Origin of the sequence: Arthrospira sp. PCC 8006 (genome assembly GCF_046480465.1) — a bacterium.
GTDB lineage: Bacteria > Cyanobacteriota > Cyanobacteriia > Cyanobacteriales > Microcoleaceae > Limnospira > Limnospira platensis.
This window is the reverse complement of sequence record NZ_PKGG01000003.1, coordinates 19,335-33,733: the sequence shown is the minus strand read 5'-3', so window position 1 is coordinate 33,733 and position 14,399 is coordinate 19,335. Positions and strand designations below refer to the sequence as shown.

At 42.9% G+C, this 14,399-nt stretch carries 9 protein-coding genes; 4 read left to right on the top strand and 5 right to left on the bottom strand.

The features are described from left to right. The first annotated feature begins 184 nt into the window (after positions 1–184). From B9T16_RS00910 to B9T16_RS00900, 3 genes are all read left to right on the top strand, one after another. Positions 185–3,214 (top strand): EAL domain-containing protein, encoded by a 3,030-nt coding sequence (locus B9T16_RS00910; protein ID WP_410243910.1) that lies wholly within the window; start codon positions 185–187, stop codon positions 3,212–3,214. Continuing rightward, a complete protein-coding gene (locus tag B9T16_RS00905) occupies positions 3,198–5,324 on the top strand; it encodes an FUSC family protein (RefSeq protein WP_410243909.1) in 2,127 nt (708 codons plus the stop codon). Before B9T16_RS00910 ends, B9T16_RS00905 begins: the two co-directional genes overlap by 17 nt. A 386-nt stretch (positions 5,325–5,710) precedes the next feature. Then, complete coding sequence (locus B9T16_RS00900) at positions 5,711–6,160, top strand: hypothetical protein (RefSeq protein ID WP_410243908.1); 450 nt, start codon at positions 5,711–5,713, stop codon at positions 6,158–6,160. Positions 6,161–6,317: 157 nt separating this feature from the next. Here the strand turns inward: B9T16_RS00900 and miaA are convergent, their stop codons facing one another. Further along, the gene (gene miaA, locus B9T16_RS00895; protein ID WP_152088451.1) at positions 6,318–7,283 is read right to left on the bottom strand and encodes a tRNA (adenosine(37)-N6)-dimethylallyltransferase MiaA; all 966 of its coding nucleotides are present in this window, start codon (positions 7,281–7,283) and stop codon (positions 6,318–6,320) included. Between the two features lie 121 nt (positions 7,284–7,404). On the opposite strand from miaA, the gene gyrB reads away from it, so the two are divergent. Continuing rightward, positions 7,405–9,342 (top strand): DNA topoisomerase (ATP-hydrolyzing) subunit B, encoded by a 1,938-nt coding sequence (gene gyrB, locus B9T16_RS00890; RefSeq protein ID WP_410243907.1) that lies wholly within the window; start codon positions 7,405–7,407, stop codon positions 9,340–9,342. 108 nt (positions 9,343–9,450) lie between these two features. Here gyrB and B9T16_RS00885 read toward each other — a convergent pair whose 3' ends face one another. The 4 genes from B9T16_RS00885 to tig form a co-directional block, all read right to left on the bottom strand. Next, a complete protein-coding gene (locus B9T16_RS00885; RefSeq protein ID WP_410243906.1) occupies positions 9,451–10,173 on the bottom strand; it encodes a hypothetical protein in 723 nt (240 codons plus the stop codon). A 468-nt stretch (positions 10,174–10,641) separates the two neighbouring features. Beyond that, positions 10,642–11,979, bottom strand: coding sequence for an ATP-dependent protease ATP-binding subunit ClpX (gene clpX / locus B9T16_RS00880; protein WP_006619393.1), 1,338 nt, complete (start codon positions 11,977–11,979; stop codon positions 10,642–10,644). 12 nt (positions 11,980–11,991) lie between these two features. Further along, positions 11,992–12,705, bottom strand: coding sequence for an ATP-dependent Clp endopeptidase proteolytic subunit ClpP (clpP, locus tag B9T16_RS00875; protein WP_006619394.1), 714 nt, complete (start codon positions 12,703–12,705; stop codon positions 11,992–11,994). Positions 12,706–12,897: 192 nt separating this feature from the next. Continuing rightward, on the bottom strand, positions 12,898–14,298 hold the full coding sequence (tig, locus tag B9T16_RS00870) for a trigger factor (RefSeq protein WP_006619395.1): 1,401 nt from the start codon (positions 14,296–14,298) through the stop codon (positions 12,898–12,900). Positions 14,299–14,399 lie beyond the last annotated feature (101 nt).

Sequence of the window (14,399 nt, the reverse complement as noted above, 5' to 3'; positions counted from 1 at the left end):
GATTAACATCAACAAGGTAGTCTCTGGCTGTCTGTTGGGTTCAACAGATGTAACCAGAGGGAATAGATACTTACTGATTATTCCTGGGGATGGGGAAACTGTCAACTACTGCTCTATAAGCAGAAGATTGGGCGGATTTTAGTATGGGGTTGCTACTATCTATTATATGATAGACTGAATTAAAATGAATCATCATAAAATGAATTTTGTCGCAGCGTTTAGTAGTTGCTTGATTATATCTATGTACTTAGGGGTAGATGCTGCGCCCGTTCAAGGTACAGTCGATATAGTTAGGGTTGGTGTATACGAAAATAAACCCAAGGTTTTTATTGATGAAAATGGTAAACCTACCGGGTTCTGGGTAGATATACTGAAGCCTATGGCGAGGAGGGAAAATTGGCAGTTGCAGTATATCCCCTGTGAGTGGAATCAATGCTTAGAATTATTGGAGGAAGGACAGCTTGATTTAATGGTAGATGTGGCTCACTCGGAAGAACGCGATCGCCGTTTTGATTTTAACCAAGAAGTTGTCCTGGTAAGTTGGTCGGAGATTTATGGAAGACCGGGAATTTCTATTAACTCGATTATCGACTTACATCAAAAACGAGTAGCTGTATTAGCTGGTAGTATTCAACAGTCATTATTGATAGAAAAAGCCGAGGCTTTTGCCGTTCAACCGGAATTAGTGGAAGCCTCTAGTTTTCAGGAGATTTTTGAGCTAGTTGCCAATGGAGAAGTTGATGCGGGTGTGGTAAATCATCTCTATGGTTGGGAGGCTTCATCGGTCTATAATTTAGCGAGAACCCATATTTTAATTAACCCTTCTCGACTACATTTTGTCACGGCAAGAGGTGAAAATTATGCTATTTTAGCCGCCCTTGACCAGCAAATATTAGAGATGAAAAGGGATGCTAATTCTGCTTATTATCAAGCCTACAGACGCTGGCTACAACCACCGGCTAAATTTGGCCGGCAACAAATGAAGGAAATTTTAATCAATTTAGGGATATATACAACCATTGCTGGGGTAGTGGTTTTATTGGTGTGGAATCGTTTATTGGGTGTAGAAATTAAGCGCCGTAATCAAGTTGAAAAAGCCCTGATGAAAAGTGAACAGCGTTTTCAAAAGATGGCGGCTAATGTACCTGGGGCAATTTTTCAATATGTGCTGCACCCAGACGGTTCTGATCAGGTTTTATATATGAGTGAAGGCTGTTATGAATTGTGGGAAGTTAGGGCGGACACTGTTGTTAAAGATGCTAAGATTTTGTGGGATATGGTGCATTCAGATGATCGAGAGTCAATGTATGAATCTGTACTGATTTCAGCTAATAATCTAGCTCCATGGTTTTGGCAATGGCGGATTACTACTCCTTCGGGAAAATTGAAATGGTTGCAATCAGCAGGACAGCCAGAACGCCATGATAATGGGGATATTATATGGGATACCCTAATTATGGATATTAGCGATCGCAAACAGATAGAAATTGCCTTAGCTGAAAGTGAAGAACGTCTGCGTTTAGTCACTGAAAATATGAGTGATTTAGTATGTTTACACGCCCCTGATAGCAGTTATTTATATGTGACTCCCTCTAGTGAAATATTGCTAGGATATACCCCAGAAGAACTGATGGGTAAAAAACCAACTGATATTTTCCAATCCCAGGAATTATATCAGGTATGTATGGAATATTCCCTCAGTATTTTACCGGGAATATCTCGTCCAATAATTTATCAAATCCGCAAAAAAAATGGAGAATATATCTGGTTGGAAACTCTCACCAAAGTAATTTTAGATAACCAGGGAGAGGTGAGACATTTACAGAGTGCATCTAGGGATGTTAGCGATCGCATTAAAGCAGAAGAACAGTTAAAATATGATGCTCTTCACGATAGTTTAACCGGACTCCCTAACCGTACCCACCTAATGGCACAGCTAGATATGGCTTTAAAACGAGCCCAAAATAATGAAAATTTGCAGTTAGCTATCCTGTTTTTAGACTTAGATAATTTTAAGGTTGTCAATGATAGTTTAGGTCATTTAATTGGTGATAAAATGCTTTCATTAGTGGCAAAAATTATCAAAAACTTTGTCAGAGATACTGATTTATTGGCGCACCTAGGAGGGGATGAATTTGTGATTGTCTTAGAATATTTAGAGGTGATACATGAAGCAATACGGGTAGCCGAGCGAATTTTAGAAAGTCTGCGGACATCACCTTTACAAATAGGTGAAAGAGAGGTATTTGTTAATAGTAGTATTGGCATAGTAGCGCGAACAAACCGCCACGAAAAAGCCGAAGATTTACTCAGGGATGCCGATTTAGCCATGTATCGAGCCAAACATGAAGGACGAGGGAGATATGCCATATTTGACCCGTTGATGCACTTCCACGCTGTGCAACAAATGCACCTAGAGAATGACCTACGAAAAGCCATAGAAAACAATGAGTTAGTTTTATATTATCAACCTATTGTTAATATCAAAACTCAGAAGATTCAGGGATTAGAAGCACTGGTGCGTTGGCAGCATCCCGAAAGGGGTCTTTTATCCCCTGGTCACTTTATTGAAATTGCGGAAAACACGGGTTTAATTATACCTATAGGTAAATGGTTATTACACAAGGCTTGTCAACAATTAGAAGAGTGGAAAAATCAATTTCCCAGTCATTGTTTAAAAATGAGTGTCAACCTTTCAGTTAAACAATTAGAAGGTTTTTTACTAGAACAACTTGACGAAGTGTTAAATAGTTATAATCTGAACCATAATAGTTTAGTTCTGGAAATTACCGAGAGTATGTTGGTAGCGAATGTTCAAAAAACCTGTGATTTACTCAGCCAAATTCAAGCCAAAGGTATTGGTTTAAGTATTGATGACTTTGGGACTGGTTATTCTTCCCTTAGTTATTTGCACCAATTACCTGTTAATAGTCTCAAAATTGACCGTTCTTTTGTGAGTCCAGAAAATTTGAGTGACCGCCACCAGGTGATTGCGAAATCAATTATAGCTTTAAGTAAATTACTGAAACTTCATGTAATTGCTGAAGGTGTGGAAACACCGGAACAATTCTACTGGTTAAAAAAACTCGGTTGTGAAGCCGCCCAAGGTTATTTATTTTCTCGACCTGTTCCGGCTAGTGAAATCACGGAGTTATTATCTCAACAATTCTTGTGTATTCCTGAGAGTAAATATTCGGATGAATTTAGCAAATAATCACCTGTTTAATTTTTTGTTGCAATTTGAAAAGACCATCGAAGCATACCGAGGTATTCGCGCAGGTATAGCTTTAGCGGTTCCTTTGGTAATCGGTCGGTTAATGGGTTATCCAGAGACGGGATTTTATATAGGTTTAACGGGGGTATTTTTTATTTTGGGTGCGGTGGGTGGTCCTTATAAAATTCGGGCTAAAACAGCGATCGCCACCCTGTTAGCAGGTCTTTTAGCTATAGGTTTGGGAACTTTGATATCCCATATTATTTGGCTAAAATTACTGATAACTTTTTTATGGATGTTTGGGGTAGGATATGCTGCGGTTTATGGACATCCTGGGGTAATGACGGGAATTGTCGCGGGGATTTTATTTCTGTTTACTATTCATACTCCCCCAGGAGATATCATAGTCGCGGGAGAAAGGATGTTTATTGCTTTGGTGGGAGGAATTTGGGCGATCGCTTTATGGTTCATTTTTTGGCCCCTACAACCTTATCTCCCCCTCAAAAAAGCCATAGCTGATTGTTATGCGGCGATCGCTGATTATATACAAGTAGTTTTAAATAATTCTACCAGTCTATCTGTCTCGGAATTACAGCAGGTTAAAGGATGGCGAGAAAAATTACAATTGGCTAAGGATGCTTTAGTCATCAACCGCCAAGGTCGCCGAGGGACTTCCGAAATCGGACAAGCGGCAGTGATTTTGATTCAAGATATTGAATACTTGATGACGGCTATCTCTACCTTAATTAAGTTATCAGGTATTCATCGAGACCAGCCGGAAAATATGACCGTTAAAATCTTGTTAAATGAGGCTTTTAAAGAAATAGTTTTTAATTTGGAAAATCTAGTCCAGACAATCCGCAATCAACCCGCTCAAGTTAACTGTGACCGCCTTAAACAAATTACCCAAGCCTTGGATGAACAACAATCTTTTCAACGTCAAACTATTGGTAATCAGGTAGATGCTTATGTGAGTTTAATTGCTCTAGTCCGGTTGATAGAAGTGCTAAATAGATTGATTTCTCTACTGGAAAGAACCTTTTTAGTTGTACAGGAAATGAAACCCACTACCATTGGGGGAGAAAATAACTCGGAATTGTCAGAAATAACTATATTGTTGGAAAAACTTGAGCAACCTTGGTTTCAACCTCTGTTAGATAACTTCAGTTTCGATTCTGCTATCTTCCGTCATGGACTCCGACTGGCTATTGCTACATCGGTAGCTGTGGCGATCGCTACTATTGAATCTATCCCCAGAGGCTTCTGGATTAGTTTAACTGTCTTATTGGTTTTACAGCATGATTTTGGTAGCACATTTCGCCGTTTTTTTCAAAGAATTTTAGGGACAGTTTTAGGCGCGTTAATCACTCCGGTTTTAACTGTGTTTATTTACACCCAAGCTGGCTTAGAAGCCATTGCTATTATGTCGGTTTCCGTGGCTTTTTCTTTGCTCAGGTTTAACTATGGAGTCGCCGTTTTTTTCATTACTGTATATGCTGTGACTCTCGAACACAGCCTAACTTTTGAGAATGCTTGGGTCGCGACTCTGCGAGTAATTGCTACTTTAATTGGTTCGGGATTAGCTTTTATGGCGGCATTCTTTCTATTTCGCGATCGCCAGGAACCACAATTTTGGAGACTAGCCACTGATGCTATTAGTTGTAGTCGGGATTATTTCCAGATAGTCATCAATTATTACTTATCTAATAATCAATCTGCTGATTATCATGCTATCAGTAAACAACGTCATCAGAATAGACTCGCTCAATTTAACGCCCAAATTTCTCTACAAAAACTGATTGATGACCCGCAAACTTCCCAACTTCAAATTGAAATAGCTTTAACTCTAATGACTAACCTAACTCGGTTCAGTCGATCTATCACTGTTTTAATTGACCAATTAAATGATTTTAGTGGTACAGACCCTCACCCAGCATTAGCAACCTTTGTTAGTCGCATTGATTTGGGGTTGTCACAGTTGGAAACTTCCCTAAAATATCAAAGTCCCCTCCCCCCTATTCCCGATACAGTTACGCCATCGCAAKAGTTTCAGGTTGACCTCAAGGGTCTACCACAAAAACCCTTCCCTCCCTATTCCCGATACAGTTAGGCGATCGCAATAGTTTTAGGTTGACCTCAAGGGTCTACCACAAAAACGCTTAGTCGAATTTGCTAACCAGGAAGATGAAACCCCCACCCGTCAAGTTTTACTAGACTATAGTATTTTGGCTTTAGAAATAGAGGATATTGCAGATTATCTACAGGGTATATATCAAGCAGTTGCTCAACTTTAATGGCGATCGCGCGTAGCCATGGGAGGGGTTGACATAGTTATATTGTCCAGCCAGGTATCAGAAAAATCGCGGGTATAAATACCGGGAAAATCACCAGATTTCTACCTTATGATAGATACCAAATAGCCCATAATTTGTGATGATAAATGATAGATAAATTTATTTTTTGTCTACAATTGCAGTTAATTTAAGGAGTTTTTTGATGAAACGATTGTCTGATTTTATGAAGTCTCTGAGATTGGGTCATTTGGTGACGGTGTTAATGGCGGTGACTTTACTATTGGTGACAGCAGCTTGCGGCACCACGGAAACTGCTAGTTACGATAATTCAGAGGCGGGTAAGTCTCAGGAAAATGTAGCTGAAAATTTGAGTGATTTTCGTCAGGAACTTGAAGACCTGGGTGCGGAAGTACAGACTAAGGTGGAAGAGGCTACGGGTATAGTTAAGGAAGAAGGTGGAAATATGACTAAGGAAGCTAAACGACAGTTAGAAGATACTGCTGATGTAGTTAAGCAGGAAGGTGGAGATATGGCTAAGGAAGCTAAACGACAGTTAGAAGATACTGCTGATGTAGTTAAGGAAAAAGTAGGAGAGGCTAAGAAGTCTGCACAACGGACTATTGAGGATGTTTCTGATGCAGCGGATAGCTAATTGGTGAGTGGGTAATCTGTCTGCCCGACACTAAACTAACTAACTTGTGATAAAATAAGGGCGGGACATGATTCTCTCCTTGTTTTCCAAGTTACTCCTCATTTATCCTCCAGTTAGGGTCAGTGGGGAGATTTAATCTGTGTAGGTTAATGATGAGTTAAAAAACGATTAAAAAACGGTTAATGGTTTCCCAAACTTGGTCTACTAAGTTGTTACTATCAGCATCAAACCAGTGAATTTGAGGAATAGCCTTAAACCAGGTGTTTTGTCGTTTAGCAAATTGGCGAGTATGCAAAACTGTCAATTCTTTGGCGGCGGCGAGGGTAATATCGCCAGCTAGGTATTGACTAATCTCCTGATAGCCTAAAGTTTTCAATAGGGGTAAATCTTGACCGTAGCGATCGCCTAAACTTTGCACTTCCGCCACCAAGCCGGATTCTATCATAGCCTCAGTGCGATCGCAGATCCGCCGGGTGAGGGTGAGTGGGTCTTGACAGGTTAGACCTAACTGCAAAATCGGGTAATTAGGCGGGTTTTCCCCTTGTTGGGCTGAGATGGTTTGTCCGGTGACATAATAAACTTCTAAACCTCTGAGGGTGCGTACAGCATCATTGGGGTGAATTTTTTGGGCGGCGATAGGATCAACCTGCTGTAACATACTGTATGCGAAAGGTTGACCCAAAGCTGTGAGTTGCGATCGCAATTGGGGGTGTGGTGGAACTCTGGGAATTTTCAAACCAGCGGCGATCGCCTTAATATATAACCCTGTTCCTCCCACCAGAAGTAAAGGCTTACCCGGTCCCGCTAATATATCGGATTGGCTGATTAACTGATTAGCCCGATCCTGATAATCTGCTAAAGTTAGGGTTTCGGTCGGATCGCAGATATCAATCAGATAATGGGGGACTTGTTCCCTTTCTGCTAAAGTAGGTTTAGCAGTTCCGATGTCAAACTCCCGGTATACTTGGCGTGAGTCGGCGCTGATAATCACTGTTTCCAGGCGTTTAGCCAAGGTTAGGGCTAACCCGGATTTTCCGGTGGCTGTCGCACCACAAACCACAATCACCCCAGTTGGAGGAGTGAAAAGTTGATCATCATCGATTCTAGTATTTGTCCATCCCATATCAAAACTTCAATTTAGCCTACCCTAATCTCGTCTATAACCCTTTTGTGTTACAATTTTGGCTATATTTATCATTTTTGAGGCCCCAGGGCTTCAGCGCCATTATTGGAGCAGTTTTTAGATGACCAGCACGTACTCAGCAGACCAGATCCAAGTTCTTGAAGGTCTTGAAGCAGTCCGCAAACGTCCGGGGATGTATATTGGTTCTACCGGACCGCGCGGCCTTCACCACTTAGTTTATGAGGTTGTTGATAACTCCGTTGATGAGGCGTTAGCTGGCTATTGCACCCACATCGAAGTTGATATCAACCCAGATAACTCCGTCAGAGTAACTGACGATGGCCGAGGTATCCCCATTGACACCCACTCTAAAACTGGCAGATCAGCCCTAGAAACCGTAATGACTGTTCTCCATGCCGGAGGAAAGTTCGGCGGTGGTGGCTATAAGGTATCAGGCGGCTTACACGGGGTGGGTATCTCCGTTGTGAACGCTTTATCGGAATGGGTGGAAGTAACAGTATTACGAGACCACAAACGATACGTTCAACGTTATGAGCGAGGGGTTCCGGTGACAGAACTAGAGGAACACTCTAGCAAAGAAAGCCAAACGGGAACTTCTGTCTGTTTTAAACCCGATACCAAGATTTTCACCACGGGGATAGAGTTTGAATATGATACCATTGCCAGCCGTTTAAGGGAACTGGCTTATCTGAATGCAGGAGTACGCATTACTCTCACGGATAACAGGCTGGAGTTACTCAAACGGGAAGAGGCTAAGGTTGAGAGTTACTGTTACGAGGGGGGCATTAAGGAATATGTTACCTACATGAACCGGGAAAAGCAGGCTCTCCACGATGATACTATTTATGTGTCTGGTGAACGCAATAATGTTCAGGTGGAAGTGGCTCTACAGTGGTGTGTTGATGCCTACAGCGATACGATTTTGGGTTTTGCTAACAATATCCGCACCGTTGATGGTGGTACCCATTTGGAAGGGCTGAAAACTGTGCTGACTCGCACCATGAATGCGATCGCTCGTAAGCGCAATAAAATAAAGGATAATGAGCCTAACCTGGGGGGGGAAAATGTCCGGGAAGGTTTGACTGGGGTGATTTCTGTTAAGGTTCCTGACCCGGAATTTGAGGGACAAACTAAAACCAAGCTGGGAAATACCGAAGTTCGCGGAATTGTCGATTCCCTGGTGGGAGAGGTTCTGACTGAGTTTCTCGATTTTAACCCTAATGTGGCTGATGCCATTTTAGAAAAAGCTATTCAGGCTTTTAAGGCGGCGGAAGCAGCACGGCGCGCGCGGGATTTGGTACGCCGCAAATCGGTGTTAGAATCTTCTCCGTTACCAGGAAAGTTGGCAGACTGTAGCAGCCGTGACCCGGAAGAGTCGGAAATCTTTTTGGTTGAGGGAGATAGTGCGGGTGGTAGCGCTAAACAAGGACGCGATCGCCGTACTCAAGCGATTTTACCCCTGCGTGGTAAGATTCTGAACATTGAGAAAACTGATGATGCGAAAATCTATAAAAATAATGAGATTCAATCACTAATTACGGCTTTGGGATTGGGTATTAAGGGCGAAGAGTTTGACTCGTCTCAGTTGCGCTATCACAAGGTCATCATTATGACTGATGCTGATGTTGATGGGGCTCATATTCGGACTTTGCTGTTAACCTTTTTCTATCGCTATCAGCGAGAGTTGGTTGCTCAGGGTTTTATTTATATCGCCTGTCCGCCTCTTTATAAGGTGGAACGGGGACGCAATCACTACTATTGCTATAATGAGCAACAATTGCAGCAACAATTGGCTGAGTTCCCCGATAATGCTAATTACACCATCCAACGGTTTAAGGGGTTGGGGGAAATGATGCCCAATCAACTCTGGGATACAACTATGAACCCGGAAACTCGCAGCATTAAACGGGTGGAAATTGAGGATGCGGCGGAGGCTGATCACATCTTTACTGTGTTAATGGGCGATCGGGTTGCGCCTCGTCGCCAGTTTATTGAGGATCATGCTCCTCGTTTGGATATCACTGATTTGGATATCTAATTTTGGCGCTACCTGAGAACTGATGTGCTGAGTTTTTAAATTGGTTTTTAAAAGCGATCGCATCAGTTCTTTCCAGTTAATCGGTGCGTTAACCGTTCTGCTATAATCCTATAAAGATAGGTTTTTCTTGCCTCCTGGTAACTGGGAACTCACCACATAAAAATCTTGGGGGTAAATCCAATGAGTATCCATGGGACCATGAATCTGAATCCCAGTCATCACCGCATAGTTAAACAGGGAATTATCCACCGAAGATAACAACTTATCTACATCTTCTGAAATGATTTTACTGGCTAACTGCGTCATTTCTACTAGATTCGGTTTGTCGCCATATTTCAGCGCCGAAATGATTTTTTGACGGATGATAGATTGCTCAATATCCTGCATATCAGTCATTAATTGCAGACAACCAGATTCTAACTCCTTAACAATTGCTTCTAAAGCACCACAAGCATGGGAAGCCTTATCTATTCCCGACCGATAAACTTTGCCGATTTCTCCATTTTTGGAAATAGCAATATGTGGCATTGCATAAAATGTAAATCGCCGAATATTATCAAAAAAGGTTTTACCCCAATATTTGATGACTTCATCCATTAAAATATCGGTGATTTCATCCCGAAAAATCGCGACCATACCAATGGTTTTTCCGGTTTCAAAGCCATAATTTTTCAGTTCAATATAGGTCTTTTTTATATAATCTTTCATCGGTAAACTGCCCGGAAAATGCTTCCTCATGGTTTCATGAAACACCGGATTTGTATTTGAGTCATACCCATCAACTGCCTGTAATATTTCGTCGCGTAAACTATCAAGGTAGTTAATATTCATCAGTGCTAAAAATTATAGGTTTGGGGAGTGCTAACTAAATTTTGGGGATTATGGCTGTCTGAGTCTATGCACAAATTGGGTTTTTTGTCAAGATGGTAAACTGGGACGGACCCTAAATCACTGAAAACTCGTGCATCGCCAGTTTTAAAATCTCCTCAGCAAATAATCGAATCTGCCACGCAATGGGGGTTTTAGCCTCTATTTTTGGCAGTAGACACAACAACGCCTTGGGTGCTATTTCTCTGATGGTACTACAACCCCTATAATTTCGTCAACCTTTTGCAAGTAATTAGCAATAAAATTGTAATAATTCTTAACAATCTTTGGAATTTGAAAACTGTTGCGGGGGTAAAGATTAGCAAAACTTATCCCAAGCCGGAAATTAGGGTAGGGACACCCTGTAAGGAAGCCAATTCGAGTTAGGTTAAAGAACTCATTTTTTGATCTTCCTTAAACCAGAGAGGGAGATTAAGCCGATTCGGGCTTAGGTAATGAGGAAGGATGAACGAGCAACTCAGCAGTCGATCGCTTCTCAACCATTGCCTGAGTAACCAGACATCGTTTGACATCTTTACGCGAAGGCAGTTCATACATAACATCTAGCATCAACTCTTCCACGATACCGCGCAAAGCACGAGCGCCAGTTTTACGGCGGAAGGCTTCTCTGGCGATCGCCTGAATAGCGTCAGGTTCAAACTCCAGATGCACATTATCCATACGCAGCAATTTTTGGTATTGTTTGACCAAAGCGCTGCGAGGTTCGGTGAGAATTGACATCAAAGTTTTCTCATCGAGAGGATCGAGAACCGCCACCATAGGAATACGACCGATCAACTCTGGAATTAAGCCAAACTTGACCAAATCATTAGGTTCAATACCCTTGAGAGCTTCTGTGTCTTTTTGTTCTGGGGTCACTTCTTCGCCGGAGCGGACAAAGCCCATGGACTTTTTACCGCTTCTTTGCTCAATAATTTTTTCCAGGCCCACAAAAGCGCCGCCACAAACAAATAGGATGTTGCTAGTATCAATCTGAATGCAATCTTGATAAGGATGCTTACGACCGCCTTGGGGAGGAACATTAGCAGTAGTTCCCTCCAGCATTTTTAATAAGGCTTGCTGGACACCTTCACCGGAGACATCTCTAGTAATGGAGGGATTTTCGCTCTTACGGGCAATTTTATCAATCTCATCGATGTAGACAATGCCGCGCTGTGCTTCTTCCACATCAAAATCAGCCACTTGTAGGAGTCGCAGGAGGATATTTTCTACATCTTCCCCAACATAGCCCGCCTCAGTGAGGGTGGTAGCGTCAGCGACCGCAAAGGGAACATCAAGCATTTTAGCCAGAGTTTCCGCCAATAGAGTTTTACCGCACCCAGTGGGACCAATTAGCAAAATATTGGATTTTTGCAGTTCGATCTGATCATCACCCTGTCTATGACCTGGGATAAAGCCTAGACGCTTGTAGTGGTTGTAAACAGCCACTGATAGCACTTTTTTGGCATCATCCTGACCAATGACATGATGATCTAGGTAGGCCTTAATTTCCCTAGGTTTAGGAATTTGATTTAAGGCGACTCGGCTGGGAGTGTTGCGACGTTTAGAGGTGGGGGCTGCTTGGGGGCGCTTGGCCTGGGGTGTAGGAGGAGCTGAATTGGTATCAAATAGCTCCTCGTCCAAAATTTCGTTACACAGTTCCACGCATTCATCGCAGATGTAGACTCCTGGCCCGGCAATTAACTTGCGAACCTGCTCCTGGGACTTGCCACAGAAGGAACACTTCAAATGGGAGTCGTACTTGGACATAATTGCCTCGTTTTATGTTGCGCTAACAGATTCTCCGGGAACCGGAAGATTCTGTTTTAGGATCACTTGATCTATTAGACCATATTCTTGAGCTTCGGCGGCGGACATAAAAAAGTCTCTTTCGGTATCAGCATTAATGCGCTCTATGGGTTGCCCTGTATGTTGGGCTAAGAGTGTATTAAGGGTGTGCTTGTGATAGAGAATTTCTTTGGCTTGAATTTCTATGTCTATTGCCTGTCCTTGAGCGCCGCCTAGGGGTTGGTGAATCATAATTCGAGAACTAGGTAAGGACATTCGCTTGCCAGCGGTACCGGAAGCGAGGAGAAATGCACCCATACTTGCCGCCAATCCATAACATATAGTCACCACATCGGGGCGAATTTGTTGCATGGTGTCGTAAATTCCCATACCTGCAGTGACTGAACCGCCAGGGGAGTTGATGTAAAGTTGGATATCTTTTTCGGGATCTTCTGATTCCAAAAACAACATTTGGGCGCTTACGGCATTGGCTACTTCATCGTCAATGGGTGTTCCCAGAAAAATAATGCGATCGCGTAGGAGACGGGAATATAGGTCAAAAGCCCTTTCTCCCATTCCCGACTGTTCAACTACCATGGGAATGACACCCGCAGCGGATGAGTTAATAGTAACTGGTTGTGAACCACTAATTATATGGCTGTTACGGGTGCTGCCAATGGAATCGCGGGAATACTCAGAGATCATCATAAAGCCGATGGTAGTTTAATCTTATGGTTGTTTCTACAGTTAATTGGAAATGTTAGGGAAACGCCAGGGCAATTGTTGGGGGAGAAGAACAGATCAACCGACTTAAAATTAGTGCGATCGCCTTTCTTTCCCCCACTCCATGTTAGCGCTTTTTGGAAATTTTGACACCCGATCCCACTGGTGGTCAAATAGCTAGTCGGTAACGACTTCAGCTTCAGCGACGACCACTTCTTCTGAATCTTCTGAATCTTCTGGTTCTTCTTCCTCTGGGGTTAAAGTACCTTCAGGGACTAATTCAATGGTGGAATGTTCTTCAATCCACTGATAAGTCTTTTTGCTAATCAGGTCATCAGTAACCACCATGCGTAGGCGCTCTGGGTTCACCTCTTGGCCTTGAAGTTGCTCCATCATTTCTTCACACTTAGCCTGAATTTCCTCTTCGGTGACAGTGATCGATTGTTGTTTAGCAACTTCTTTGATAGCCAAAGTTTCCTTGAGTTGAGCGATCGCATCAGGGCGGAGATGTTCTCGCATCCGTGGTACAGTTTCACTGTTAAACAGTTGTTTAAGGTCAATGCCCATATTACTCAACTGCATAGCCTGCTGAGTCAAGAGGCGGTCTACTTCTTCCTTAACCAGGGTTTCCGGCAATTCCACTTCCATTTCTGCCACTAAAGCCTCAGCCAAAGCCTTGTGTTTATTAGAGGTAGTTTGTTCGGCCTTTTCTTCCTGAAAACGCTTTTCTAGGGACTCGCGTAGTTCCGCCAAAGTCTCAAACTCGCTCACTTCAGCCGCAAAATCATCATCCAACTCTGGCAACTCTTTTTCTTTGAGTTCGAGTAGAGTAATCGTAAAGGTGGCCGGACAGCCAGCTAATTCCGGTTTACCATAGTCAGCCGGAAACTCAATGTTTAGCTCTTTAGTTTCCCCAGGACTCATGCCTTCAATGCCTTCGGTAAAACCGGGGATAAACTGACCTTCGGTGAGTTCCACTTGGTAGTTATCACCTTGTCCCCCTTCAATTTCTTCGGGTTCCGTTGCTCCTTTGGGGGTAAAGTATCCCTTAAAGTCCACATAGGCGGTATCACCTTTTTGAGCGGGTCGTTTTTCTACGGGGACTAGGGTTGCCATTTTCACCCGTTCACGTTCGAGGATCTCATCAACTTGCTGCGGATCAAATTTGACCTCTTCAGCTTGGACCTGAAAATCCTGGTACTTGTTGAGTTTAACTTCTGGTTCCACATCTACAGCCGCTTTGATGGTGATGGGTTGGCCAGGTTCGTACTGTTCGATGAGTTCTTCAATATTGCCAACTACTTCAAAACTGCCAATGGCCGGGATTTTTTCTTCTTCAACGATTTTGGGGAAATATTCCTGCATCAAATCATCGAGAGCCGCTGCTTTAATCCTAGAGGCTCCTAGTCGCTGGACTAGGATATGGCGGGGGACTTTGCCTTTTCGGAACCCAGGAATATTGGCAGAACGAGCATATTGGTTAATTACCTTCTCATAGGCATTTTTGGAGATTTCTGGAGAAATTTCGATATCCAGTCCAATCTGGCTGGCGGGAAGTTTTTCCTGGGTGACTTTCATGATGTACCTTGTTTAAGCGCGGACTAAGGAAAGGGAGCTATCTAAACTGCTGTCTGGGTTGTAGGCCCAGACTATTTGGTTCCAGATGCTGACAGTTCGTG

What these genes read in the sequence shown, in the direction of transcription:
- B9T16_RS00910 (WP_410243910.1), top strand. Translation starts at nt 185, where the DNA reads ATGAATCATCATAAAATGAATTTTGTCGCAGCGTTTAGTAGTTGCTTG.
- B9T16_RS00900 (WP_410243908.1), top strand. Translation starts at nt 5,711, where the DNA reads ATGAAACGATTGTCTGATTTTATGAAGTCTCTGAGATTGGGTCATTTG.
- miaA (WP_152088451.1), bottom strand. Translation starts at nt 7,283, where the DNA reads ATGGGATGGACAAATACTAGAATCGATGATGATCAACTTTTCACTCCT.
- gyrB (WP_410243907.1), top strand. Translation starts at nt 7,405, where the DNA reads ATGACCAGCACGTACTCAGCAGACCAGATCCAAGTTCTTGAAGGTCTT.
- B9T16_RS00885 (WP_410243906.1), bottom strand. Translation starts at nt 10,173, where the DNA reads ATGAATATTAACTACCTTGATAGTTTACGCGACGAAATATTACAGGCA.
- clpX (WP_006619393.1), bottom strand. Translation starts at nt 11,979, where the DNA reads ATGTCCAAGTACGACTCCCATTTGAAGTGTTCCTTCTGTGGCAAGTCC.
- clpP (WP_006619394.1), bottom strand. Translation starts at nt 12,705, where the DNA reads ATGATGATCTCTGAGTATTCCCGCGATTCCATTGGCAGCACCCGTAAC.
- tig (WP_006619395.1), bottom strand. Translation starts at nt 14,298, where the DNA reads ATGAAAGTCACCCAGGAAAAACTTCCCGCCAGCCAGATTGGACTGGAT.